The organism is Microbacterium insulae, from assembly GCF_042677065.1.
GTDB classification, from domain to species: Bacteria; Actinomycetota; Actinomycetes; order Actinomycetales; family Microbacteriaceae; genus Microbacterium; species Microbacterium insulae.
Genome location: NZ_JBHTII010000002.1, coordinates 755,809 through 780,156 on the forward strand (window position 1 = coordinate 755,809; position 24,348 = coordinate 780,156).

The window sequence follows — 24,348 nt, forward strand, 5'->3', positions numbered from 1 at the left end:
CTGCGCGGCTGATCAGCCGCGCAGGATCACATCGTCCGCCACGTAGTAGAGCGCGACGTCGATGTCTTCCAGAGGAACCCCGTGCTTGGCGTGGTACGCACGGCGGTACAGCTCGAGCTGCAGCATCCGCTCCTCCCGCTCCTGCGGGGTCCGTGGAGCGGCGCCCGTCTTCCAGTCGACGATCTCGATGCGCCCGCCGCGGTCCTCGCGGCGGTAGACGGCGTCCAGCTTGCAGATGACCACGTGGGGGCGGCCGTCGAGGTCGTCGAGGGTGAAGTCGATCTCGGTCTCCACCTCGATCGGACGAAGGGTCGCCCACTCGGACGCGAGGAACCGCGCGCGCAGCGCCTCGAGCGCCTGCGCGTCCTCGACGGAGGACTCCGTGCCGGGCATCTCCTCGTCGCTCTCCCACAGTGCGTCGTCGATCGATCCCCCGAGTCCCGGACGCCCCGCCCGCTGCTCGACCCACGCGTGGAAGAGGGTGCCGAGCCTCGTCTGCCGGAACGGACGCTCCGGGAGGGGGCGTGCGATGGCGGCGACCGTGCCCTCGTAGTCCGACACGAACTCCTTGTAGCGCGACGCGGCGATGCGGATCGGCGCTGTGCGCTCGGGCGCCGCACGCCGTGATTCGCGCTCGGCGAGCAGCAGGGCCACGTCGGGATCGGGGGTCGCCCTCGGCGACGCGATCGCGGATGCCACGACTCCGGCCGCGCGCTGGACCACCCCGCGCCGCGCGCCGAGCGGGTCGACCGGCCACTGCATCACCCGCCGCTCCCCCAGGTACGGGTTCTCGCCCGCGTCGGCCTCGGGGAGCTCGCCGCCGACCGCGCGCACGACCTCGTCGAAGAACACACTGCGTTCACGCGGCCGCTTCGTGCCCGACCAGCTCGATCCGGTGAGCAGCAGGTGATCGCGCGCCCGGGTGACGGCGACGTAGGCGAGCCTGCGGTCCTCCTCAAGCTGACGCGCACGATTGGCCGCCACGAAGTCGTCCATCGCGCCCTTGAGCTCCTGCTGGGTCTGGGCCGATCGCCACGCCAGAGCCGGCAGCCAGGCGGCATCGCCGCGGAACGCGTACGGGAGCACGCCGAATCCGAGCCACGCCTTGGTGTCGCGCGGGGCGCTGGGCAGCTCGTCCTTGACCACACGGACGACGGCCACGGCATCCCACTCGAGTCCCTTCGACCCGTGGATCGTGAGCAGCTGAACCACATCGTCCTCGGGCGGCTCGGTGCGAGGTGCGAACTCGTCGAGCTGCTCGGCATGGTCGAGCCACGCGAGAAGGCTCGACAGCGAACCCGATTCGTCCGCGGCGAGGAAGGCGTGGAGCTCGTCGACGAAAGCGCGCAGCTGAGCCGAAGCGATGCGAGCGGGGCCGCGGGCCTCGTTCGCCGCCAGTTCGACGTCGAGGCGCAGCTCCACCTCGATCAGCCGCACGAGCTCGGGAATCGGCATCCCCACCGCCTGACGAAGGCCGGCGAACACGGCGGCGGCCTCGCGCAGGCGATCGCGGGCGGCGGGAGTGAAGCCCGCGAGCCACCCGTGGTCGACGGGGTGCCGCAGCACGAAGTCGAGCGCATCCACCAGCGACCCGTCGTCGTCGCCCGCACCGGAGCGGATCCGTTCGAGCACATCCGGGGCGAGCGGCTGCAGCGCCGCGTCGTGCCTCGCGATCCGCCGCGCAAGTGCCGCGAGCTCTCGAAGGTCCGGCAGTCCGATCCCCCATCGAGGCCCGGCGAGCAGGCGGATGAGCGCCGACCCGGCAGTGGGATCGCTCACGACGCGGAGGGCGCTCACGACATCGACGACCTCCGGGGTGGACAGCAGTCCCCCGAGTCCGAGGATGCGATGCGGGATGCCACGACGACCCAGGGCGTCGCCGAAGCGCACCATGTGCTTCTTGCTGCGGAACAGGATCGCACCGGTCGTCGCGAGCCCGCGGCGTCGCCGCTCGAAGCGCACCGCCTCGAACCACTCCGCAACGCGTTCCGTCTCGCCGTCCAGGTCGGCGTCGAAGGCGCACTCGACAGCGCCCACCGGCGCGTCCGGCCGTGCCCGGAGCTCCGTCACGGGCACGGCCGCGGACGCCGCGAGCGGTGCCAGAACGGCGTTGGCGGCATCGAGCACCCGCGCGCTGTTGCGCCAGCTCGTCAGCAGCGCGTACTGGGCGCAGTCGCCGTCCGGGGCGAAAGCGCGCCCGAACCCGCCGAGGTTTCCCGCGCTCGCCCCGCGCCACCCGTAGATCGCCTGGTGCGGGTCGCCGACCGCCATCACCCCGGTGCCGGCGAAGAGCGCGGAGAGCAGGTCGGTCTGGACCACCGAGGTGTCCTGATACTCGTCGAGGAGGATCACGCGATAGCGATCGCGGAGTTCCTCCGCGACGATCGGGTGGGCACGGACGACCTCCAGGGCGCCGGACACCTGATCGGAGAAGTCCAGGACGCCGAGGCGCCGCTTCTGCGCGGCGTACTCGTGGGCCAGCCCGGCGAGCATGGACAGCGCGCCCACCTTGTCGGCCGCTTCGGCGACGTCGGCGTAGACCACGGTGCGCGCGTTCGTCGAGGGCAGGTCCAGCACCCGCGCGAAGGAGTCGGGGAACGCGGCCAGCTCGTCGAGGTCGACCAGGTTGTCGACACCGTCGCGCGCGATCCGCAGGGCACCGTCGATGATCGTGCGCACGGCTTCGCCGCGCCCCTCGAGCCGCGGATCGTCTGAGGAGAACACGACGCGGCGCATGAGCAGCCAGGCGGCGGACTCCGAGAGGACGGCGGCTTCGGCATCCCTCCCGATCCGGACCGCGTGCTCCCGCACGATCTGGTCGGCGAAGCTGTTGTAGGTGGAGACGGTGGGTCGGTGGAGGAGCGCATCGTCGTCGGCCTCCTGCGGGACCGCCCCGACAGAGCGGGCAAGCGCGTCCATCGCCTCTGCGCGCGCGAGCGAGGCCCGGGCGCCCTCCGCATGACCGCGTTCGAGCTCGCCGAAGACGTCGAGCCGTCCTTCGCCGTGCAACCCGGCGAGCGCGGGGAGAAGCCCTCTCCGCTCGAACTCGGCCAGGCGCGCGAGCCGCCGCTGGATGCGCTCCGCCAGCTCGCCGGCCGCCTTGCGGGTGAAGGTGAGGCCGAGGACCTCGTCACGGCGGACGAGCCCGTTGGCCACGAGCCACACGACGCGGGAGGCCATCGTCTCGGTCTTGCCGCTGCCCGCGCCCGCGACCACCAGCGCCGGCGAAAGCGGCGCTTCGATCACCGCCGCCTGTTCGTCCGTGGGCGGGAACTGGCCGAGCGCGGCCGCAATGGTCCGCGCGGAGAGGAGCGTCGGTGGCGCTGACACCGTCATGAGGCGCTCACCGGACCGATCGTGTGGATGCGGCACAGGCCGTAGGAGTGGTCGTCGCGGCAGTGCTCCTCGTACGGCGCGGTGAACGACGTGCCGCGCATCGCCGTCACAGCGGCGCGCAGGCGCGCGAGGAACGCCTCGCGCTGGTCTTCGTCGAAGGGCCGCTGCCACGGCGTGACGTAGTCGGCGCGCGACGTGGGCCGCAGGACGAGGAGTTTGGCGCCGCCGGGCGGCAGTCCGACCGCGGCGGGGATCGCTCCGGCTTCGAACGCCAACTGGTAGGCGCCGAGCTGCGGGTTGTCGATGACCTTCGCATCGGTCTGCGGTTCGCGCTTGCCCGTTTTGAGGTCCGTGATCACCACGGTTCCGTCGGGCGCGAGCTCGACGCGGTCGATGTAGCCCGACAGGATCGCGCCGTGTTCGAACTCCTCCGTCCCCTCGAGCGCGATCGGCACCTCGAAGTGCGGTTCCGCGCCGATGAGGGTGCCGCCGGCGTCCTCGAATCGGCGCAGATAGAGGTGCAGGCGCCGGACGAGATCCTTTGCCCGCGTCCTCTCCGCCCTCTCGCGCCACTCCGCCTCGAAGACGAGCTCGCCCCAGCGGGCGTCGACCTGCGCCCACAGCGATTGCTCCGACGTCTCGTCGGCGTGCTCCAGCGCCGCATGGATGATCGTGCCGAGACCGGCCGTCGTCCCTCCCGGATCGCCGCCCAGGTCGCCGATCACCCAATTGAGCTGGCATTCCTCGAGCGCCTGCAGTCGGGACGGCGAGACGCGCACATCCTCCTTCGCGAGGTCGCGCAGCGGACCGCTGGAGGTCGGCGCCGACACCCCGTACCACTGCGAGGGCGCCGCCCCCGGCACACCGGCATCGGCGAGGAGCGCGAGCTGCGCCGCCGCGTGGAGAGCTGCCGGAGAGGCGGATCCAGCATCGCTGCCGGTGAGCGTGCGGCGGTGCTGCGCAACCAGCCCCCGCAGAGAGAGCGGATGATCCACGGTGTGGCGCTCGGGGTCGGGGAGGAATTCGAAGAACACGCTCGGACCGGTGTCGTCGTCGTCCACCGCGGTGACGATCACTCGCTCGGTCGCCCGCGAAAGGGCCCGTGCGAGCAGGCGCAGCTCGTCGTGCATCGCCGCGCGTCTCCGGTCGAGCACGCTCCCGGCCTCGCCTCCGGCGCGGGCCGAGGCATCCGCGAGTCGCCACGTGTCGAGAAGACTGCCGCGAAGCCGCGTGTTCGGCCACACGCCTTCCTGCACGCCGGCGATCACGACGGTGTCGAACTCGAGTCCGAGCGCGCCCGCCGGCGTGAGGATCTGCACCGTGTCCTCGCGCACGGGAGCCGTCAGGCGGTCCTCGGCGACGTCGGAGTCGAGGATGCTGCGCACGAACACGCGCGGATCGGCGTCGAGCGACCGCTCCACGAACCGCTTGGCCGCCTGGAACAGCGCCACGAGCGCGTCGAGGTCGCGCCCGGCCTGCTCGGCGAGGGGGCCGTTGCCCCGCGCGATCTCCGACCACGGACGCTGCAGGCCGCTGCGGTCCCACGCCGCCCACAGGAGCTCGTGGGCCGTCGCGCCGCGGGAGAGCTCGTCGGCCAGGTGGGAGAGCGTGCGGGCGAGCTGCGCCGCGCGGCGGGCCTCGCGCGTGTCGAGCAGGTCGAACTCGAGCGGCTGCCGCATCGCCGACAGGAGGAGTTCCTTCGCCGGCCGGTCGTCACCGCCGGCGAGCTCGGCGTGCCGCAGCGTGGACCGCAGCCGCCGCAGCTCGATGGGGTCGAGGCGGCCGTACGTGCCGAGCAGCGCCGCCGACACGTCTTCCGCGCTCCACTCGGCGCGGGAGGCCAGGTCGATCAGCCGCAGCAGATCACCGACCGGACGCAGAGCGCCGAGCGCCCTGCCCGGCCCGCTCGATCGCGCAGGGACATCGCGCGCCGAGAGCTCGGTCTCCAGTGCGGCGACCTGACGGTTGTCGTGCGCGATCACGGCGCACCTCCCCCACGGCACCCCGTCGTGCACGTGGCGCTCGCGCAGCAGGCGGGCCACGGCGTCGTACTCCTCCGCCGGCGATCGCAGCAGCAGTCCGCGCACCGATCCGTCGGGCTCCGCGTCGCGCGCCGCGCCGCGGTGGGCCACGACGCCGGAGGCTCCGATGCGCTGCGTGACGCGTCGCACGAGCTCGGCCTGCCAGGCCGTGCCGCGGTGGCGTTGCGAGAGCAGGTGCAGCTCGCCGAGCCCCGCCGCAACCCGGGCGAAGTTCTCGGGCGTCGCGCCACGGAACGAGCCCGAACCCACGTCGGGGTCGCCGAACGCCATGACCGGAATGCCGCGATCCCGCGCCGCCTCGAGCAGCTCCACACCGCCGAGGGTCAGCTCCTGCGCGTCGTCGACGAGCAGGACTCCGATGCGGTCGAGCGCGGGGATGCCGTCGCCCACCGTGCGCATCAGCCCGACCGCTTCGCGGACGAGCCCGGCCGCATCGCGGTGAGCTCCACGCATGTCGGCGCGCACGTCGAGGTATTCGCGGAGGAAGGACGACAGCGACACCCACGCGGAATTGCCGTCACGCTCCCCCAGCTCGCGAAGCCGTCCGGGATCGATCCCGAGCGTCGTGCACTCGGCGAAGAACGTGCGCACCTCGGTGCGGAAGCCCGGAGTCGCGCGGATCGCGGCGCTCAGCCAGTCCGGCCATCGCGACGGAGCGGATGCCTCGTCTTCGGCGTCGCCCTCGAGCAGATCGTGGATCAGCTGGTCCTCGTCGCCGCCGGTCAGGAGCTGGGGCGGGTCGGCATCCGCGGCGACCGCGTGCGCGCGCACCAGCTGGAAGGCGAAGGCCGCGACGGAACGCGCGAGCGGACCCGACGTGGCGCGATCGGTTGCAAGGGCGAGACGGTCGCGCAACGCGGTGGCCGTCTGCCGCGAGGGCGTGAGCACCAGCACCGAGTCGGGGTCGACGCCCCCGGCGACGAGCGCGGCCACCCGTGCGACCAGGGTCGTGGTCTTGCCCGTGCCAGGGGCGCCGACCACCACGCCGGACGCATCGCGAGCGAGCGCCACCACGGCACGCTGACGCTCGTCGAGCGTTGCCGTCGCGCCCGATCCGTCCCACGACACCATGGCTCGACGCTACCGCGCACGCACGACATCCCGTTCGCCGACAGCGTGCGACGCGCGGCCTGGGCCCCGGCACCCGTGTCGTAGAGTTGCTCTGCGCCCGGGAGCCGGCGCGCAGAGCACGAGAGAGGCAGTCACGTGGAGATCCGCATCGGCATCGCGAACACCGGACGCGAGCTCAGCTTCGAGACCAACGAGGCCGCGGCCGACGTCAAGAAGTCGATCGCCGCCGCGCTCGACGCGGGCGCGACGCACGTGACCTTCAACGACACCAAGGGCAACAACTACATCGTCCCGACGGCAGGTCTCGCCTACATCGAGCTCGGGACCGAGGAGTCCCGCCGGGTCGGCTTCGTCGCCTGACGACCATGCAGATCCTCATCGCCCTCATCGTGGGAGCGGCCCTCGGCCTCGCGGTCCACTTCCAGATCCCCGACCGCGCCACGCGCGGTGTGGTGGTCGGACCCATCGTCGGCGCGTTCGCAGCCGGGCTTGCGTGGATGATCCTCACGTGGGCGGGGGCCGGGCTCGACAGCATCTGGCTGTGGCTCTCGATGTGCGTCGCCCCGCTGGTGGTCACCTACCCGGTGATCATCCTCCTGCGGCGGGCCCGGGTGGCCCACGACGCGGCCGAGCGCACGCGGCTCAAGATCGGCTGAACGCGCTCCGTCAGGCCGCGAGGTCCATCGCATCCATGCGCTTGGAGTGAGCCGCCATCAGTTCGGTGAACACCGGCTCGACTTTTGCCTCGTCCACGGCGCCGAGTTCGGCGGGGCGCAATGCCGCGCGAGCGATGAGCAGCGTGTCTCCGACGAGCCGGCGACCCCACAGCGCGAGCAGCGACGCCCACTGAGCGTCCTCGTCGATCGTCCGCAGGATGATCGCGACGATCGCATCGCGGTCGTCGTCGGCCTGCAGGATGCGTGCCACACGACGACCCGTCTCGCCGTAGCTCGCCGAGAGGGCGAGATAGAAGTCGTCGAGCATGCCGGCGGTGATGTGCACCGAGAGGAGCGTCTCCGGCGGGCGCACGCCGTGGGTCGCTGTTCGGAAAGCGTCCAGGGGCTCACGGAAGGGCAGCATCAGCTCCGTGGGGTCGTCCCCACGCTCACGGATGAGTGCGACGAGCTCCTCGTGCTTCGTCAGGGCGGCGCCGGCCGCGCGCGACAGGGCCTCCTTGTCCGACAGCGCGGGCGTCAGCGCGATGAGCTCGCTCAGGGTCTCGAAGTACCCGAGCTGAAGGTACGCGGCCTGTCCGAGGTAGGTATCGATATCGGGGGCGAGCTCCTCGAAGTCCACCCGCGTGGCGTCGCCGCTGTCCTCCCGCGACCGCAGCTGGAGCTTGCGCCCGGGCTCGCGCCGCTGCCAGAACCACTTCACCACGGGCTACAGCCTAGGGTCGCACGGCCCGAGGTGAGGCATCCATCGGCGCGGAAACGCCGTCGGGCGCTCTCCTCCGGTATCGTGGACGCGTCCCCGGCGTCGGATCGGGGCTCCCGCGCCTGTGGCTGAGAGAGGGCGTGGAACTTATCCCCGCCCGCGCGACGGCATCCGCTGCCGATGCGCCAGGGCACGGACCAGGCAGCATCTCACTGCCGGACAGGCACACATCGTGACGACCTTCGCCGAACTCGGCGTGGACCAGGACATCGTCGACGCGCTCTCCGCGAAGGGCATCGTCGACGCGTTCCCGATCCAGGAGCAGACCATCCCCCTCGGCCTCCCCGGCCAGGACATCATCGGCCAGGCCAAGACGGGCACCGGCAAGACCTTCGGCTTCGGCATCCCCGTCGTCCAGCGGCTCGGGCAGGCGCCCGAGCACGGCGTGAAGGCGCTCATCGTGGTTCCCACGCGCGAGCTCGCGGTCCAGGTCTACGAGGACATGGACATGCTCACCTCGAACCGCCCCACGAGCGTCGTGGCGATCTACGGAGGCAAAGCCTACGAGGGTCAGATCGACCAGCTGAAGGCCGGCGCGCAGATCGTCGTGGGCACCCCTGGTCGGCTCATCGACCTCAACAACCAGCGCCTGCTCGACCTCTCGAACGCGACCGAAGTGGTCCTCGACGAGGCCGACAAGATGCTCGACCTCGGATTCCTCGCCGACATCGAGAAGATCTTCCAGAAGGTGCCGCCGGTGCGGCACACTCAGCTCTTCTCGGCGACCATGCCCGGACCCATCGTCGCGCTCGCGCGGCGCTTCATGACGAACCCGATCCACATCCGGGCCACCGATCCCGACGAAGGCCTCACCCAGGCGAACATCCGTCACCTCGTCTACCGCGCGCACTCGCTCGACAAGGATGAGGTCATCGCGCGGATCCTCCAGGCCGAGGGCCGCGGCAAGAGCGTCATCTTCACCCGCACGAAGCGCGCGGCGCAGAAGCTCGTGGACGAGCTCGGCGACCGCGGATTCAACGCTGCGGCCGTCCACGGCGACATGAGCCAGGAGGCGCGTGAGCGCTCGATGGCCGCCTTCAAGGCGGGGAAGCGCGACGTCCTCATCGCCACCGACGTCGCCGCACGAGGGATCGACGTCGACGATGTCACCCACGTCATCAACCACACGATCCCCGACGATGAGAAGACCTACCTCCACCGCGCGGGCCGCACCGGCCGCGCGGGCAAGACCGGCATCGCCGTGACGTTCGTCGACTGGGACGACCTGCACAAGTGGGCCCTCATCAACCGCGCGCTGGAGTTCGGTCAGCCCGAACCCGTCGAGACGTACTCGTCGAGCCCGCACCTCTACACCGATCTCGACATCCCCGCGGGCACCAAGGGCCGCATCGCGACGGCGCCGCGCACGCAGACGGTCAAGACGACCGACGGTGAGCGTCCTGCGACCGCTTCCTCCGAGGACGCGCCGCGACGTCGGCGTCGGCGTCGCTCCGGCGGCGCGAGCGCGTCCGGCGAGACCGCCGCGGCCGACCGGCCCGCCGACCGCGGCGCGGACGGCGGCGGGACCCACGACGGCGGCGGCAAGGAGCACCACGACGGCAAGCCCGCCCCGCGTCGCCGTCGCCGGCGTCGCGGCGGCTCGGGCGCGGCCGGGGGCGGCGCGCCGGTCAGCGCCTGACGCGGAAACACCTTCCGAAATCCCGTGAATCCGCGCGGGACGCGCGCTATCTTGATCGCAGACGGGGAACCTCGCCCCGCCCCCTCGCAGAAAGGCACGCATCGTGCGATTCATCGACGCCGTCACAACGGGCTATCAGTACCAGGGCTTCTGGGGCTCGCTCGGAGACCTCATCTGGTGGTTCCTCTGGGTCTTCGTCTTCGTCGCCTACCTCTTCGCGCTGTTCGCGGTGATCAGCGACCTGTTCCGTGACCACGAGCTCAGCGGTTGGTGGAAGGCGGTGTGGATCATCTTCCTGATCTTCGTTCCGTTCCTCACTCTGCTGGTGTATCTCATCGCACGCGGCAACGGCATGGCCAAGCGGGGTGCGGCCGAAGCGAACCAGATCCAGGCAGCACAGGACGCCTACATCAAGTCGGTCGCGACCTCCGCGAGCCCGTCCGACGAGATCGCGAAGGCCAAGGGCCTGCTCGACTCGGGCACCATCACGCAGGCCGAGTACGACGCCATCAAGGCCAAGGCTCTCAGCTGAGGCATCCGCTCCACGCGCGAAGCGCCCTCGTCCGCCTACGGGTAGACGGGGGCGCTTCCCGTTGCGCGATCGATGATGCGTCGCGTCGTCGGTGATCTCAGCCCTGCGGCAGCGGTGCTTCCCGGAGCAATCTGGCATCGATCAGTCGATCGGCTCCGATGATCTCGAACCCGACAAGCTTCCCGTCGACGCCGATGTCGGCGTTGAGGAGGGTCCCTTCGACCAGCGATTCGAGCTCGACCGTGTGATGGAGTGAACCGGGCGCGATGTCGTCCCCGAGCAGGACATAGGCCGCATTGGCCTCAGGATCGTACGTGAGTTTCACACTCCACCTCCGCATCCGCCACCACCCGCGTAGTAGACGGTGATCACGTTTCCGGTCTTGCTGTTTACGACAGCGGTCACATTCCCGAGCCGGATCTTCTTGACACCGTTAGCGGAGTAGATCACTTTCCCATCATTCAGCACGCGCTTCATCGTTGCCTCAGAGACCCTGTACTGGCTCATCCGCTGCAACGCATGCTTTGAGAATGTGATGAAACAGCCGGAGGATACCGGACCAGAAGTGCTTGACGATGATGGGACCCGCGATCTGCGGGGACACCTGCCGTACCCCGACGTGCGCCGACGCGGATGCGGTGGCGCCGAGCGGTAGCAAAGCTGCCACCAGGGCGAGTGCGGTTGCTGCAGTGATGGATTGGAGTGTTCGCTGCTTCTTCAAGGTCGTTCCTTCGATCGATCAGCGGCGGCTGCTACTGCCTGTCGAACCGGCAGACGGATGGGCCCCGTCATCAACCGCGCTACAGGAGAGGACTCAGTTCCGCCGATTCATGACGGCGCTCCGGAGGAGCAGCAGACGTGGAGTCTGACGAGTCGGACGGGCCTTCGTGCCAGGCGCCGGTCGCATCCGCTCCACGCGCGAAGCGCCCTCGCCTGCCTACGGGTAGACGGGGGCGCTTCCCGTTGCGCGATCGATGATGCGCTCGACCATCGCGTCGTCGGTGGTGTTCTCCCCCGGCTGATTGGGTTTGCCCAGCCCGTGATAGTCGCTCGATCCGGTCACGACGAGGTCGCGCTCCTGGCACAGGGCTCGCAGGGTGCGCAGCCCCGAGCCCACGTTCTCGCGATGACCCAGCTCGAACCCGGCGAGGCCGGCGCGCAGCATCCGCTCCATCAACGGCATCGGGAGCAGTCCCGCCCGCCCGGCCGGATGCGCGATGATCGGCACCCCGCCGGCACCGGCGACGAGCTCCACCGCCGTGACGGGGTCGGGCGCGTAGAGGGCGACGTAGTAGTCGCCGCGCGGGCTCAGGATGCTGGAGAACGCCTCGGCCCGATCCCGCACGAATCCCCTGGCGATGAGCGCGTCGGCGATGTGGGGGCGACCCACCGTGGCACCGTCGCTCGTCTGGGCGAGGATGTCGTCCCACACGAGGTCGTAGTCGCGCGAGATGCGATCGGCCATGAGACGCGCACGGTCGAGCCGGGAGGACCGGATGCGCTCGGTCATCGCCCGCAACTCGGGATCGTCAGGATCGATCAGGTAGGCCAGCACGTGCACACTGCGCCACTCGTGCCGCGCCGACAGCTCCATTCCCGGCACGAACGTCATGCCCAGGGATGCCGCGGCCTCGGCCGCCTCCGCCCACCCCCCGGTCGTGTCGTGGTCGGTGAGCGAGGCGGTGCGCAGTCCGTGCCGGTGCGCCGCGGCCATGACCTGCGCCGGCGATTCCGTGCCGTCGGAGAGGACCGAGTGCAGGTGAAGATCGCTCGGCCCCTCGAAGAGCGGAGACGACGGCATCCTCCGAGGGTAGCGCGAGACCAGCACGCCATCGGCGCCGCACGCTGACCGATCTCCCAGCCTGCTCGCATAGAGTCGCCGTCGTGCTGCGCCTGCTGGGAATCCTCGTCGCGGTCCTGTGCGCGATCGCGGCGGCGGTGCTGACATGGCCATCGTTCTTCCGCGTCGAACGCTTCTACCCCGTGGCGCAGATCGTCTCCTTCCGGGGCCTCGTGTGCCTGGCGTTCGTGATCGCGGCGGTCGTTCTCCTCGTCTTCTCCCTCGCCCGACCGCTGCGCGCGCTCTCGCTCACCCTGGCGGCCGTCGCCGGCGCCGCCGCCATCGCGAACGGCGCGATCCTCCTGTCGCGCGGAGGGATGGGAACCGAGGCGCTCCCAGCGAAGACCGACAGTTCGATCCGCGTCATGACCTGGAACACCGCCGGCCCGGCCACACCGCCGGGCACGATCGCCAAGATCGCCGTCGCGATGGACGCCGACATCGTCGCCCTGCCCGAGACGACGATCGAAACCGGCGAGGAGGTCGCCGTGATCATGCGCGAACTCGGTCACCGGATGTGGGCCCACCACGCCGAGGATCCCTCGACGGAGTGGGATGCCGGATCGACCACCCTGCTCATCTCGCCCGATCTCGGAGACTACGCCGTGATCGAGTCCTCCCTCGACGGCACCAGCAACACCTCCACCGTCCCGAGTGCGGTCGCGATGCCCACCGACGGGCAGGGGCCGATCGTCGTGGCCGCGCACGCCGTCGCCCCTCGCCCGAGCTACATGCAGGAGTGGCGCGACGACCTCCAGTGGCTGGCTGACCAGTGCGGCACCGCCAGCGTCATCATGGCGGGCGACTTCAACGCGACCGTCGACCACATGACCGATCTCGGAGTGGACGGCGGCGACCTCGGCCTGTGCCGCGATACGGCGGTGCAGACGGGCAACGGCGCCGTCGGCACCTGGTCTGCGACGATCCCCGCGCTCCTCGGCACCCCGATCGACCACGTGATGACCTCGAGCCACTGGGAAGCCACCGGTTCGCTGGTGCTCCGGTCGATGGACGCCTCCGGGTCCGACCACCGTCCGTACATCGTGCAGCTCGAGCCGGCCGGCTGAGCCGGTGGCGTCGCGGCTCGTGCGTGTCAGACTGGAGGCATGAGCACCGCAGGCGAAAGCGACACGATCGCGACCACCGACGCCGATACCCCCGCAACGACCAGCACCAACCGTCGACAGCCGTACGGTCAGGGCTTCCTCGACACCATCTCACAGGGGTGGGCCGAGCGTCCCGAGACCATGCCACCCGCGCGCGCGCAGGCCGCCTACACCGCCGCACGCCGAGATGCGGTGTCGGCCGCGTTCCCGGGAAAGCGCCTCGTGATCCCCGCCGGCGAGCTGCGTCAGCGCAGCAATGACACGGACTACCCGTTCCGCGCGCATTCGGCCTTCTCGCACCTGACCGGATGGGCCTCCGATGCCGAGCCGGGCTCGGTGCTCGTGTTCGAGCCTCGAACCGAGGGCGGGCACGACGTCACCCTCTACTTCCGCGAGCGCGCCGACCGCACGACGGCCGAGTTCTACTCGGACGCGTCGATCGGCGAGTTCTGGATCGGCCCCCGGCCGGCTCTTCGCGGCGTCGCTGCCGATCTCGGCGTCGCGACCGCGCACATCGACGACCTCGAGCGGCGTGACGGCGATGTCGTGCTCGACGAGGACGATAGCCTCACCCGGTTCGTCTCGGAACTGCGGCTGGTCAAGGACGACTACGAGATCGCCCAGATGAGGCTTGCCGTGGATGTCACCGCCCGCGGGTTCGATGACATCGTCGCCCACCTCCCCGAGATCGTGGCGCATCCCCGCGGCGAGCGTCTCGTCGAGGGCGTGTTCCACCAGCGCGCGCGCAGCGACGGCAACGCGGTCGGCTACGACACGATCGCGGCCTCCGGCCCCCACGCCTGCTATCTGCACTGGACGCGCAACGACGGTGCGGTGATGCCTGGAGATCTGATCCTGATCGATGCCGGGGCCGAGGTCGACAGCCTGTACACCGCCGACATCACGCGGACACTCCCGGTGAACGGCCGGTTCACCGACATCCAGCGGCGCATCTACGAGACAGTCCGCGAAGCCGCCGACGCGGCGATGGCGGCCGCACGCCCGGGCGTGAAGTTCCGCTCCGTGCACGAGGCGGCGATGCAGGTCATCGCGACGCGCGTCGCCGAGTGGGGTCTGCTGCCGGTGACCGCTCAGGAGGCCCTCGATGCCGACTCCGGCGGACACCACCGCCGCTACATGGTTCACGGCACGAGCCATCACCTCGGCATCGACGTGCACGATTGCGCCCAGGCGCGCCGCGACATGTACTACGACGGCCTGCTCGAGCCGGGCATGGTGTTCACGATCGAGCCGGGCCTCTACTTCCAGATCGACGATCTCACCGTGCCCGAGGAGTATCGCGGGATCGGTGTGCGCATCGAGGACGACATCCTCATGACGCCGGAGGGGCCGGTGAACCTGTCGGCCGACATCCCCCGCACGGCCGACGAGGTCGAGGCCTGGATCGCCAGGCTCTCGGCGTGACCTTCACACCGCCGCCGACCTTCACCACGCGCCCGACCCTGTCGGGATCGTTCGGCATGTCGGCCTCGACGCACTGGCTGGCCACCGCGACCGCCCAGTCCGTGCTCGAGCGCGGCGGGAACGCCTTCGACGCCTCCGTCGCCGCCGCGTTCGTCCTCCACGTCGTCGAGCCGCATCTGAACGGCCCCGGCGGCGATCTCGTGGGGATCTTCCACGCGGCGGATGCCTCGCACCCCGAGATCCTCATGGGCCAGGGGCCGGCCCCCGCCGGGGCGACGATCGAGCACTTCCGCGCCGAAGGGCTCGACCTCGTCCCCGGGGCGGGCGCGCTCGCCGCAGCGGTCCCCGGAGCGGTGGACGCGTGGCTCCTTCTGCTGCGCGACCACGGTACGTGGGAGCTCGCGGACGTGCTCGCCTACGCCATCGGCTACGCCCGGGACGGACACCCGCTCCTCCCGCAGGCGGCTGCGACGATCGCGAGGGTGGCTGAGCTGTTCCGCGACGAGTGGACCACGTCCGCCGACCTGTGGATGCCCGAGGGGGCACCGCCGGAAGCGGGATCCATCGTGCGCAATCCGGCGTATGCGGACGTTCTCGACGGCCTCATCCACGCGAGCTGCACGGTGCGCGACGATGGACCGGTCGGCCGGGCCGCGCGCATCGACTCGGCGCGCCACGACTGGCGGACCGGCCAGGTCGCCCAGGAGGCGGCGGCCTTCGCCGCGCGGCCCCATCGCCACTCCGCCGGCGGACACCATGCGGGGCTCATCACCGCGGACGACTTCGCTCGCTTCGAGGCCGGCTACGAGCCGGCGTCGTCCGTGACGTTCCGGGGACGAACGGTGGCCAAGGCCGGAGCGTGGACGCAGGGCCCCGCGCTGCTGCAGGCACTCGCGATCCTCGAACCGCTCGCCGACGATCTTCTCGATCCGTCCACGGAGGCGGGTGCGCACACGCTCCTCGAGGTGCAGAAGCTCGCCCTCGCCGACCGCGATGCGTGGTTCGGCGACGACGACGTCGATCTCGACACCCTGCTGGACGAGGACTACCTCGCCGAGCGCCGCGCGCTTCTGACGGGCGAGGCGTCGGTGGAGTTCCGTCCCGGCTCGCCGGGCGGCGCGACGCCGTTCCAACCGCCGCTGCGCACCGATCGCGGCGTGGTCGAGGCATCCACCGGGGAGCCCACCGTCGCCCGCACGGGCGCGACCCGCGGCGACACCTGCCACCTCGACGTCGTCGATCGGTGGGGCAACATCGTGTCGGCGACGCCCTCGGGCGGGTGGCTGCAGTCCTCGCCGACGATCCCCTCTCTCGGTTTCTGTCTCGGAACGCGACTCCAGATGACCTGGCTCGAACCCGGCGCGCCCTCGTCACTGCTGCCCGGCCGCCGCCCGCGCACAACGCTCTCCCCGACCCTGGTCCTGCGCGACGGCATGCCGGAGTTCGCCGTCGGAACGCCCGGGGGCGACCAGCAGGATCAATGGCAGCTTCCCGTCCTGCTGCGGATGATCGTCGGCGGCTACACCGCCCAGGAGGCGATCGACTCCCCTTCGCTGCACACCACGGCGATGCCCGAGTCGTTCTGGCCCCGCACGTGGACCCCCGCGGGAGCCGTCGTCGAGGACCGCCTCGGCGACGCGGTGATCGAGGGCTTGGAGCGACGGGGTCACCGGATCACGCGCGCCGGTGACTGGTCACTGGGCCGCGTCTCCGCGGTCGGGAGGCGAGCCGACGGCACCCTGTGGGCCGCCGCGAATCCCCGCGGGATGCAGGGCTACGCGGCAGGTCGCTGACGGCGCCGGCGCATCCACTCGATCACGATCGGCGCGACGTCCGCTCCGACCTCCTCCGCCGCCCGCTTGCGCCCCTTCACCTCGAAGGAGTGCCCTCCTCCGTCGACCCATGCGACCTCCGCGTCCTGGCAGGACGCCACGGCTTGCGCGAACTGCTCGTGGGGATCGATGAACGGGTCCTTCGAGCCCTCCACGAACAGCTGCGGCTGCCCGATGGACGGCAGGTGCGCGCTGCGCACCTTGTCCGGCGATCCGGGCGGATGCAGCGGATACCCGAGATAGACCAGTCCGGCCGGGTCGATGGCCGACTCCGCCGCCGCCATCGACGCCATCCTGCCGCCGTAGGACTTGCCCGCCGCCCAGAACGCAAGGTCCTCGGCCAGCTCGGCGCCCACCGCCTGAACGGCAGCCCACGTCGCGATCGCGTGCGGGGCCGGTCCCGGCATCCGGCGCCCGGCCTCGAGATACGGGAAGGTGAATCGGAGCGTCGCCACCCCGGCCGACTGCAGGCCGCCGGAGAACCCGGTGAGGAAGGGATGCCGCATCCCGGCCCCCGCGCCGTGAGCGACCGCGATCAGCGCCCACGCGCCGTCGGGACGACCGTACAGCGCCGACACTTCGACGGGGCCGGTGGGAAGCGCGACCGGGATGCGCACGTCGTGCTCGGGCACGCGATCAGCGCTCGGCGGGCGGCCGGTCCGGCGTCGCAGGATCCGCGGGCGGCTCGGGCTCGCCCCGCCCGCCCCGGGCGTCTCCGGACTCGGGCTCGGGGGCGACACGCTCCCCGTAGCGGGGCGGCTCGCTCACCTCGGCTGCGGTCTCCCGCGCCGGCGGCGCCGACTCCGGAGCGGCCTGCGGCCCGAGGATCTGTCGCGCCCGATGGATGCTCGCGGGAGTGACGGTGACCTCGTACCGATCGGCCACGACCTGCATCACCGAGGCGTAGTCGCGGCGCCGACGGACGAAGGAGTAGGTGATGATACTCAGCAGCATCCCGATCGCGATGCCCACGAAGAGGACGCCGACGAATGCCTGGATCGGCACCGAAGGGGAGCCGATGACCAGGATCGCCGAGAAGAGCAGCCCGAGGAGCAGCCCGTTGATCGCCCCGGAGCGGGCCGCAGACGCGTAGCCGAGACGCCCGGTGACCTTCTCGACGGATCGGAGGTCCTGCCCGACGATCGCGATATCGCGCGCGGGCACCTCCCCCGCGATCAGCGACGACACGGCCTTCTGTGCGGCGTCGTACGTCGGGAAGCTCGCGACCGGCTGGCCGACCTCGTCGGAACCCTGCGGAAAGCGTCCGCCCATCATGGTCATCTCCCCATCCTCCCACGGCGTCCGGACTACGCTGAGAAGTGTGAGCACGCAGAGGGTATTCGTCGCGCGCCTGTCCGGGTGCTTCGTCTTCGACCCCGCGGGCGACCGTCTCGGCAAGGTGAGAGACGTCGTCGTCATCTTCCGAAAGGATGATCCTCCGCGCGTGATCGGCCTCGTCGTCGAGATTCCCGGTCGCCGTCACGTGTTCGTCTCGATCGGCCGGGTCACGTCGATCGCCACCGGCCAGGTCATCACGACCGGACTCATCAACGTTCGCCGCTTCCAGCAGCGCGGCGGCGAGGTGCGCGTAATGGCAGAGCTCCTCGGACGCAAGGTGTACCTCAACGACGGATCGGGCACCGCCGTGATCGAAGACGTCGCCATCGAGCGCAACCGCCTCGGCGAGTGGGACGTGGGCCAGCTCTTCCTGCGACGCCCCCGCACCAGCGCTTCGCCGTTCGCGAAGGGCCCGACGACGTTCGCCTCATGGTCAGACGTGCGCGAGCAGCAGAACCCCGGCGAAGCGCAGTCCGCGGAGCAGCTCGTCGCGACGTACTCCGACCTCAAGCCCGCCGATCTCGCCAACACGCTCCTCGACCTTCCCGAGGACCGCCTCATCGAGGTCGCCGAGGAGCTTCCCGACGACCGTCTCGCCGACGCGCTCGAAGAGATGCCCGAAGAGGAGCAGGTGCACATCCTCGAGGCGCTCGGCGACGAGCGGGCCGCCGACATCCTCGATGCGATGGAGCCCGACGACGCCGCCGACCTCCTCGGTCAGTTGCCCGAGGAGCGCTCCGAAGAGCTGCTCGATCTCATGGAGCCCGAGGAGGCCGAGGATGTCCGCGCCCTGCTGAAGTACGGTCCCGACACCGCCGGCGGACTCATGACGAGCGAGCCGATCGTGCTGTCGGCGGATGCCACGGTCGCCGAGGCCCTCGCGCTCATCCGCCGCCACGAGCTGCATCCTGCGCTCGCCGCGGCGGTGTTCGTCACGCTGCCGCCCTATGAGACGCCCACCGGGAGGCTGCTCGGCACCGTCCACTTCCAGCGGATGCTGCGCTACCCACCGCACGAGAGGCTCGGCGCCATCATCGATGACACGCTCGACCCGATGCCGGCGGCGGCATCGGCCGCCGAGGTCGCCCGTCTGCTGGCCAGCTACAACCTGGTCTCGGTGCCCGTCGTCGATCAGGCGCATCGCCTCGTCGGCGCGGTGAGCATCGACGATGTGCTCGACTACCTGCTGCCGGACGACTGGCGCTCCCATGACGGCGAGCCGCCGGCGGCATCCGCTCACCCGACGACCGCGACCATCCCGCGGAGGCGCTGATGGCGCGGAAGTCACGCTCGCCCGCTCTCGACGCGCCCCGGGGTCGCGGCGGAATGCTGCAGCGCACGCCGCAGCCGTCCCGCGACCGCTTCGGCCGGTTCTCCGAGTCCTTCGCTCGTGCGATGGGCACTTCGGGCTTCCTGCTCGGGATGACCATCTTCGTTCTCCTGTGGCTCAGCTGGAACATCTGGGCACCGCCCGCGCTGCAGTTCGACCCTGCGGCGACGAACTTCACCCTGCTGACGCTGATCCTGTCTCTGCAGGCCTCGTACGCGGCCCCGCTCATCCTGCTCGCGCAGAACCGTCAGGACGACCGCGATCGGGTGCAGATCGAGCAGGATCGCCAGCGCGCGGAGCGCAACCTCGCAGACACCGAGTACCTCGCCCGCGAGGTCGTCGCACTTCGCATGGCGGTCGCGGACTTCTCCGAGGAGGTCGTGACGCGAGAGGTGCTGCGGGCCGAGCTGCGCGCGATGCTCGAGAAGCTCGAGCATCGCGACTCCGACAACGGCGCACCACGATGACGGCCACCATCGAGGACGCCGTCCGGAGCGCCGTCGCCGCCGTCACCGACCCCGAGCTGCGACGTCCGATCGGTGAGCTCGACATGGTGCGCGACATCGGCGTGACCGCCGGCGTCGCGCACGTCGCGATCGTGCTCACGATCGTCGGCTGCCCTGCCGCCGACCGAATATCAGCCGATGTCCGGGCGGCCGCGGCATCCGTCGCCGGTGTCGAGTCCGTCGCACTCGAGGTGGGGGTGATGACCGCGCCCGAGCGACAGGCCCTCACCGAGCGCCTGCGCGGCGGCCGGCCGGCCCGCGAGATGCCGTTCGGCCCCGGGAGCCTCACGAGGGTGATCGCCGTCACCAGCGGGAAGGGCGGGGTGGGCAAGTCCACCGTGACCGCGAACCTCGCGGTCGCACTCGCCGCGCGCGGGCTCGCCGTCGGACTCGTCGACGCCGACGTGCACGGGTTCTCCATTCCCCCGCTCCTCGGCCTGGTCGAGCCGGACGGCTCCGTGCCGCAGCCGACCCGCATCGACGATCTGATGCTGCCGCCCGTCGCTCACGGAGTGAAGGTCATCTCGATCGGGATGTTCCTTCGCCGCCGCGAGGGTGACGCGCCCCTCGGCGCCGTCGCATGGCGTGGGCCGATGCTCCACCGCACGGTGCAGCAGTTCCTCACCGACGTGTACTTCGGCGACCTCGACGTCCTCCTGCTCGACATGCCGCCCGGCACGGGTGACGTCGCGATCTCGGTGGGTCAGCTGCTGCCCAACGCCGACGTGCTCGTGGTGACCACACCGCAGGCCGCGGCGTCCGACGTCGCCGTGCGCAGCGGCCTCGTCGCCAGGCAGACCGGGCAACGCGTCGTCGGCGTCGTCGAGAACATGGCCGCGATGACACTCCCGGACGGCACCCCCTTCACGCTCTTCGGGTCGGGCGGCGGCGCCGCCGTCGCCGACGCGCTGTCGGATGCCGAGGCCGTGGTGCCCCTGCTCGCATCCGTTCCCCTCAGCCCGAGTCTGCGCGCGGACGCGGACGCGGGCGTCCCCGCCGTCGTCGCACACCCCGAGGATCCGGCATCCGTCGCGATCACGGGGATCGCCGCGACGATCGCGGGAGAACCTCGCGGGCTCGCCGGACGCTCGCTCCCGCTCCGGCCGAACTGAGCCGGACGACGCCGTCGACACGGCCGGGCCGGCTCAGGTCGCCTCGGAGTCGAACGGCGTCGGGCCGTTGTCGGGGCCGCGGAAGGGAGACTTCACCGGCCCGGACGGCGGGGTGCCCGTAGAGGCAACCGCTGCGCCGGCCTGCGCAGCCCGCACGGTCGGGACGGGCGCATCGTCGAGCAGAGCCTCGCGGATGATGCGGCGCGGATCGTACTGGCGGGGATCGAGCGTCTTCCAGTCGACGTCGTCGAAGTCCTCGCCCATCTCCTCCCGCACCCGGGTCCGCGCCGACGAGACCCAGTCTCGCGCGCGGCGCGTGAAGCCCGCCAACGCCTCGGCATAGCGCGGCAGACGCTCGGGACCCACGATGAACGCCGCGATCACGCCGATGAGCAGCAGCTTCTCGATCGTGAGCCCGAAGAACATGAGATCAGGTTACCGCCGCGCCTGAGCAGGGTACGCACGCCGCCCGCGTAGGCTTTCGCGTGGAGGCACACGATGGGAGAGCAGAACGCGATTCAGCGGTTCGCCGACGAGGCGACCGTGGAGCCCGACCACATCTCGCGAGCGCGGGCGCACGCCCTCGAACTCGGCGCGACGCCGATCAGCGCCCCGGTGGGTGCACAGTGCTCCGTGATCGCCGCGGTGTCGCAGGCGCTCAACATCGTCGAGATCGGGACGGGTGCCGGTGTCTCCGGTCTCTGGCTTCTGCACGGCTCGCCGCGCGCGACGCTCACCACCATCGACAAAGAGCCCGAGCACCTCGGAGCGGCCCGGCAGGCTTTCGCGGATGCGCGGATCCCTCCCGCCCGCGCGCGCTTCATCACCGGACGCGCCGCCGAGGTCCTGCCCCGAATGAACGAGGCCTCCTACGACATCGTCCTCGTCGACGCCGACCCGGAGGGGGTCATCGAGTACGTCGAGCACGGACTGCGTCTGGTGCGCGCGGGAGGAACCGTCCTGATCCCCCGCGTGCTCGCCGGGGGCGCGGTCGCCGATCCCGTGCGCCGAGACGGCGTCACCACGGCGTACCGCTCCCTCATCCAGGAGACGCAGGCATCGCCTGCCGTGATCGGGGCACTGTCGATCGTGGGAGAAGGCCTGCTCCAGCTCACGACCGTTCCGCAGGCCTGACGCGGGCGGGCGATTGCCCGCGACACGCAGAACGGCCGGTCGGGCGACCGGCCGTTCTGCGGAACGAATGTGCCTCAAGCTGCTGCGACGACCCCACCCAGAACGTCGTACAGCTCCTTCGCCTCAGCGTCGTTGACAGAGACGACGAGTCGACCGCCACCCTCGAGCGGCACGCGCACGATGATGAGTCGCCCCTCCTTCACGGCCTCCATCGGCCCGTCTCCGGTTCTCGGCTTCATGGCTGCCATTGCGGCTCCTTTTCATCGATGGTCTGCAAGGACAAGTTTATCGTGAGCGTGGGACGAAGGGTCCCATCCCCGGGTACCCCCGATCGCGTCGCCCGATCAGGGGATCTGCCAGATCGCATTCCCGAGCGCGTACATATTGTAGATCCACCACCACTGCCCCACCAGGCACGCCACCAGCACGCCGCCCCGCCACACGGGCGAGCGCGGCACCGCGAAGGCGCCCCACAGCGGCGACAGCGGAACCAGGAGGCGGAAGATGCTCGACTGGGGGAAGAAGACGAGGAGAAGGTAGATGAGATAGCTCACGCTCCAGAGCCGCAGCTCGACCCCGAGTCGCTTCACCTGGGGCACGAAGAGCAGAACCGCCGCGATGGCGATCACCAGGGTCACCAGCACGACGTAGCCGGTCACCGCTCCCAGCCTCCAGACGGTTCCGAACCAGAACGCGGCCGCGCTGACGAAACCCTCGAGCGGGAAGAAGGAAGCCTCACCCGGTATCCAGTTGCGGCGCCACGCGAGCTCGGTCGCGAGGTACGCGCCGCTCTCTCCGGTGACCCATCCCGCCAACAGCTGCCACGAGAACCCGACGACGACGGCGAGGATTCCGAGCAGAACGATGTGCACGATCTCGCGCCCGGGCAGAGGTTCGCGGGCTCGGGTGAGAAAACGCCAGCACCCGAACAGTGCCAGAAAGAGCGCGAAGGCCAAAACGCCGGGGCGCGTGAACCCCATGAGCGGAACGAGAAGGTAGAGCCACGCGTACCGGCGACGCAGGACGCATCGCAACGCGAGGAGCAGCCACACCAGGAACAGCGCCTCCGCATAGCCCACCTGGAAAAGCGCGGCGAGGGGGCCTGCGGCGAAGAACACCACCGCCCACGTGGCTGCGGTGTCGTCGATCTTGTCGCGAAGCAGCGAGAAGAGGACGAGGGATGCCGCGTACCCCGCGACGATCGAGACCACGAAGGCTCCGACCGCCCAATTGCCGAACGGGAGGGAGATCAGTTTGGCAAGATATGCGAAGACGGGCATGAATGCCCACTGATTCTCCGCGACCGCGCCGGACTCCGTGCGGGGAAGTTCGCTCGGGTATCCGGTTTCGGCGACGATCCAGTACCAGCGGGCGTCCCACCCCAGGACGAGATCGACCAATCCGGCATCAGCGCCGAAGCGCGATGAGGGCCCCGACAGTTCGGCGGCGACGATGAGAAAGACCGTCGTGACGACACGCGCCGAGATGTAGATGAGCGCGATCCGCAGGGCGATCGCGCCGAGCCCCGCGCGGGCGGGTGCGCTGCCGGTCAGTGACCGCTCAGCCACGCACGAAGTCCCTGCTCGACCGCCTCGATCTGGGCGATCGGCACGCGCTCCTCGTCGTGGTGGGCGAGGTGCGGGTCGCCGGGGCCGTAGTTGACCGCGGGGACCCCCAGAGCGCTGAAGCGCGCGACGTCGGTCCACCCGTACTTCGGGCGTGGCTCGGCGCCCACCGCGGCGACGAACTCCTGGGCGAGCGCCGCATCCAGACCGGGACGCGCACCCACGGCGAGATCGACGATGTCCACGTCGAAGCCCGTGAAGACGTCACGCACGTGTCGATCGGCCTCGGCTGCATCCCGGCTCGGCGCGAAGCGATAGTTCACCTCGACCTCGCACAGGTCCGGGATCACGTTGCCGGCGACGCCGCCGTTGATCCGCACCGCGTTGAGTCCCTCCCGGTAGACGAGACCCTCCACTTCGATCTCGCGAGGACGATACTCCGACAATCGGGCGAGGATGGGCGCCGCGCTGTGAATGGCGTTCTCGCCGATCCACGCACGCGCAGAATGCGCTCGCACGCCGCGCGTTCGCACGATCACGCGCATGTTGCCGTTGCAGCCGCCTTCGACCTGACCGTTCGAGGGTTCACCGAGGATCGCGAAGTCCGCGCTGAACAGCTCCGGGCGTGTAGCCGCGAGCCGGGTGAGACCGTTGAGGTCGGCATCCACCTCCTCATGGTCGTACCACATCCAGGTGATGTCGACGCGAGGATCGGTCAGCTCGGCCGCGAGCTTCAGTTGCACCGCGACGCCGGCCTTCATGTCGACGGTGCCCCTGCCCCAGATGTACGACTCTCCGTCGACCTGCACGTCGCGCGTGGGCACGTTGCCGTTGATCGGCACGGTGTCGATATGTCCGGCGATCACGACGCGCTGTGCGCGACGGCCGTTGGTCCGGGCGACGATCGTGTCTCCGTCACGATAGACCTCGAGGTGCGGCAGGACGGAAACGGCCTCGTGGATGAGATCGGCGAGACGCGTCTCGTCGTCGGAGACGCTCGGAATGTCGCAGATGGTGCGAGTGAGATCGACGGATGTCGCGGACAGATCGAGCGTCGGCATCCCTCGAGTCTACCGACCTCGTCCTCGCGGCGTTCGCGCGCC

The 24,348-nt window shown here is 70.5% G+C and carries 23 protein-coding genes; 11 read left to right on the top strand and 12 right to left on the bottom strand.

Features of this window, described 5'->3' with window-relative positions:
- Positions 1–12: 12 nt before the first annotated feature.
- Positions 13–3,336: a UvrD-helicase domain-containing protein gene (locus ACFQ0P_RS16275; protein WP_204979681.1), complete on the bottom strand. Its 3,324-nt coding sequence runs from the start codon at positions 3,334–3,336 to the stop codon at positions 13–15.
- Entirely contained in the window at positions 3,333–6,449 is a 3,117-nt protein-coding gene (locus ACFQ0P_RS16280; protein ID WP_204979682.1) for an ATP-dependent helicase, read from the bottom strand. The genes ACFQ0P_RS16275 and ACFQ0P_RS16280 overlap by 4 nt, the downstream gene beginning before the upstream one ends.
- Before the next feature lie 135 nt (positions 6,450–6,584).
- On the opposite strand from ACFQ0P_RS16280, the gene ACFQ0P_RS16285 reads away from it, so the two are divergent.
- Positions 6,585–6,809, top strand: a complete 225-nt coding sequence (locus tag ACFQ0P_RS16285) for a DUF3107 domain-containing protein (RefSeq protein ID WP_204979683.1) — start codon at positions 6,585–6,587, stop codon at positions 6,807–6,809.
- A gap of 5 nt (positions 6,810–6,814) precedes the next feature.
- The gene (locus ACFQ0P_RS16290) at positions 6,815–7,105 is read left to right on the top strand and encodes a hypothetical protein (protein ID WP_204979684.1); all 291 of its coding nucleotides are present in this window, start codon (positions 6,815–6,817) and stop codon (positions 7,103–7,105) included.
- Between the two features lie 10 nt (positions 7,106–7,115).
- Here ACFQ0P_RS16290 and ACFQ0P_RS16295 read toward each other — a convergent pair whose 3' ends face one another.
- Positions 7,116–7,829, bottom strand: a complete 714-nt coding sequence (locus ACFQ0P_RS16295; protein ID WP_204979685.1) for a ferritin-like fold-containing protein — start codon at positions 7,827–7,829, stop codon at positions 7,116–7,118.
- A gap of 229 nt (positions 7,830–8,058) precedes the next feature.
- On the opposite strand from ACFQ0P_RS16295, the gene ACFQ0P_RS16300 reads away from it, so the two are divergent.
- The gene (locus tag ACFQ0P_RS16300) at positions 8,059–9,525 is read left to right on the top strand and encodes a DEAD/DEAH box helicase (protein ID WP_204979686.1); all 1,467 of its coding nucleotides are present in this window, start codon (positions 8,059–8,061) and stop codon (positions 9,523–9,525) included.
- Positions 9,526–9,628: 103 nt separating this feature from the next.
- On the top strand, positions 9,629–10,057 hold the full coding sequence (locus ACFQ0P_RS16305; protein ID WP_204979687.1) for an SHOCT domain-containing protein: 429 nt from the start codon (positions 9,629–9,631) through the stop codon (positions 10,055–10,057).
- Positions 10,058–10,154: 97 nt separating this feature from the next.
- On the opposite strand, the gene ACFQ0P_RS16310 is transcribed toward ACFQ0P_RS16305, so the two are convergent.
- The 3 genes from ACFQ0P_RS16310 to ACFQ0P_RS16320 all read right to left on the bottom strand — a co-directional run bounded on the left by ACFQ0P_RS16310 (position 10,155) and on the right by ACFQ0P_RS16320 (position 11,858).
- The gene (locus tag ACFQ0P_RS16310; protein ID WP_204979688.1) at positions 10,155–10,382 is read right to left on the bottom strand and encodes a DUF2283 domain-containing protein; all 228 of its coding nucleotides are present in this window, start codon (positions 10,380–10,382) and stop codon (positions 10,155–10,157) included.
- Entirely contained in the window at positions 10,379–10,747 is a 369-nt protein-coding gene (locus tag ACFQ0P_RS16315) for a DUF4258 domain-containing protein (RefSeq protein WP_378772938.1), read from the bottom strand. The genes ACFQ0P_RS16310 and ACFQ0P_RS16315 overlap by 4 nt, the downstream gene beginning before the upstream one ends.
- 247 nt (positions 10,748–10,994) lie before the next feature.
- Positions 10,995–11,858: a PHP domain-containing protein gene (locus ACFQ0P_RS16320; RefSeq protein WP_204979690.1), complete on the bottom strand. Its 864-nt coding sequence runs from the start codon at positions 11,856–11,858 to the stop codon at positions 10,995–10,997.
- 83 nt (positions 11,859–11,941) lie between these two features.
- On the opposite strand from ACFQ0P_RS16320, the gene ACFQ0P_RS16325 reads away from it, so the two are divergent.
- Genes ACFQ0P_RS16325 through ACFQ0P_RS16335 form a run of 3 tightly spaced genes read left to right on the top strand, consistent with a single transcriptional unit; the run spans position 11,942 to position 16,221 of the window.
- Positions 11,942–12,964 carry an endonuclease/exonuclease/phosphatase family protein gene (locus ACFQ0P_RS16325; RefSeq protein ID WP_204979691.1) on the top strand — a complete coding sequence of 341 codons (1,023 nt, stop codon included), beginning with the start codon at positions 11,942–11,944 and terminating at the stop codon, positions 12,962–12,964.
- Positions 12,965–13,003: 39 nt separating this feature from the next.
- The gene (locus tag ACFQ0P_RS16330) at positions 13,004–14,428 is read left to right on the top strand and encodes an aminopeptidase P family protein (RefSeq protein ID WP_204979692.1); all 1,425 of its coding nucleotides are present in this window, start codon (positions 13,004–13,006) and stop codon (positions 14,426–14,428) included.
- Complete coding sequence (locus ACFQ0P_RS16335) at positions 14,425–16,221, top strand: gamma-glutamyltransferase family protein (RefSeq protein WP_204979693.1); 1,797 nt, start codon at positions 14,425–14,427, stop codon at positions 16,219–16,221. The genes ACFQ0P_RS16330 and ACFQ0P_RS16335 overlap by 4 nt, the downstream gene beginning before the upstream one ends.
- On the opposite strand, the gene ACFQ0P_RS16340 is transcribed toward ACFQ0P_RS16335, so the two are convergent.
- Entirely contained in the window at positions 16,203–16,892 is a 690-nt protein-coding gene (locus tag ACFQ0P_RS16340) for an alpha/beta hydrolase family protein (protein ID WP_378772878.1), read from the bottom strand. The genes ACFQ0P_RS16335 and ACFQ0P_RS16340 overlap by 19 nt on opposite strands.
- A gap of 4 nt (positions 16,893–16,896) precedes the next feature.
- Positions 16,897–17,541, bottom strand: a complete 645-nt coding sequence (locus ACFQ0P_RS16345; protein WP_378772881.1) for a general stress protein — start codon at positions 17,539–17,541, stop codon at positions 16,897–16,899.
- Between the two features lie 40 nt (positions 17,542–17,581).
- Here ACFQ0P_RS16345 and ACFQ0P_RS16350 point away from each other — a divergent pair, with 40 nt between their 5' ends.
- From ACFQ0P_RS16350 to ACFQ0P_RS16360, 3 genes are read left to right on the top strand one after another with little or no spacing between them, the layout of a single operon-like run.
- Positions 17,582–18,871, top strand: a complete 1,290-nt coding sequence (locus tag ACFQ0P_RS16350) for a magnesium transporter MgtE N-terminal domain-containing protein (RefSeq protein ID WP_204979694.1) — start codon at positions 17,582–17,584, stop codon at positions 18,869–18,871.
- Positions 18,871–19,395 (top strand): DUF1003 domain-containing protein, encoded by a 525-nt coding sequence (locus ACFQ0P_RS16355; protein ID WP_204979695.1) that lies wholly within the window; start codon positions 18,871–18,873, stop codon positions 19,393–19,395. Before ACFQ0P_RS16350 ends, ACFQ0P_RS16355 begins: the two co-directional genes overlap by 1 nt.
- Positions 19,392–20,546 (top strand): Mrp/NBP35 family ATP-binding protein, encoded by a 1,155-nt coding sequence (locus ACFQ0P_RS16360; RefSeq protein ID WP_204979696.1) that lies wholly within the window; start codon positions 19,392–19,394, stop codon positions 20,544–20,546. Before ACFQ0P_RS16355 ends, ACFQ0P_RS16360 begins: the two co-directional genes overlap by 4 nt.
- 33 nt (positions 20,547–20,579) lie before the next feature.
- Here the strand turns inward: ACFQ0P_RS16360 and ACFQ0P_RS16365 are convergent, their stop codons facing one another.
- Positions 20,580–20,972 (bottom strand): Sec-independent protein translocase TatB, encoded by a 393-nt coding sequence (locus tag ACFQ0P_RS16365; protein ID WP_204979697.1) that lies wholly within the window; start codon positions 20,970–20,972, stop codon positions 20,580–20,582.
- A gap of 72 nt (positions 20,973–21,044) precedes the next feature.
- Between ACFQ0P_RS16365 and ACFQ0P_RS16370 the strand changes: the two genes are divergently transcribed.
- Entirely contained in the window at positions 21,045–21,680 is a 636-nt protein-coding gene (locus ACFQ0P_RS16370; RefSeq protein ID WP_204979698.1) for an O-methyltransferase, read from the top strand.
- A gap of 74 nt (positions 21,681–21,754) precedes the next feature.
- On the opposite strand, the gene ACFQ0P_RS16375 is transcribed toward ACFQ0P_RS16370, so the two are convergent.
- The 3 genes from ACFQ0P_RS16375 to dapE form a co-directional block, all read right to left on the bottom strand.
- Positions 21,755–21,928 carry a DUF3117 domain-containing protein gene (locus ACFQ0P_RS16375; protein ID WP_082569411.1) on the bottom strand — a complete coding sequence of 58 codons (174 nt, stop codon included), beginning with the start codon at positions 21,926–21,928 and terminating at the stop codon, positions 21,755–21,757.
- Between the two features lie 96 nt (positions 21,929–22,024).
- Entirely contained in the window at positions 22,025–23,248 is a 1,224-nt protein-coding gene (locus ACFQ0P_RS16380; protein WP_204979699.1) for a hypothetical protein, read from the bottom strand.
- Positions 23,230–24,306, bottom strand: a complete 1,077-nt coding sequence (gene dapE / locus ACFQ0P_RS16385) for a succinyl-diaminopimelate desuccinylase (RefSeq protein WP_204979700.1) — start codon at positions 24,304–24,306, stop codon at positions 23,230–23,232. Before dapE ends, ACFQ0P_RS16380 begins: the two co-directional genes overlap by 19 nt.
- Positions 24,307–24,348: the final 42 nt, after the last annotated feature.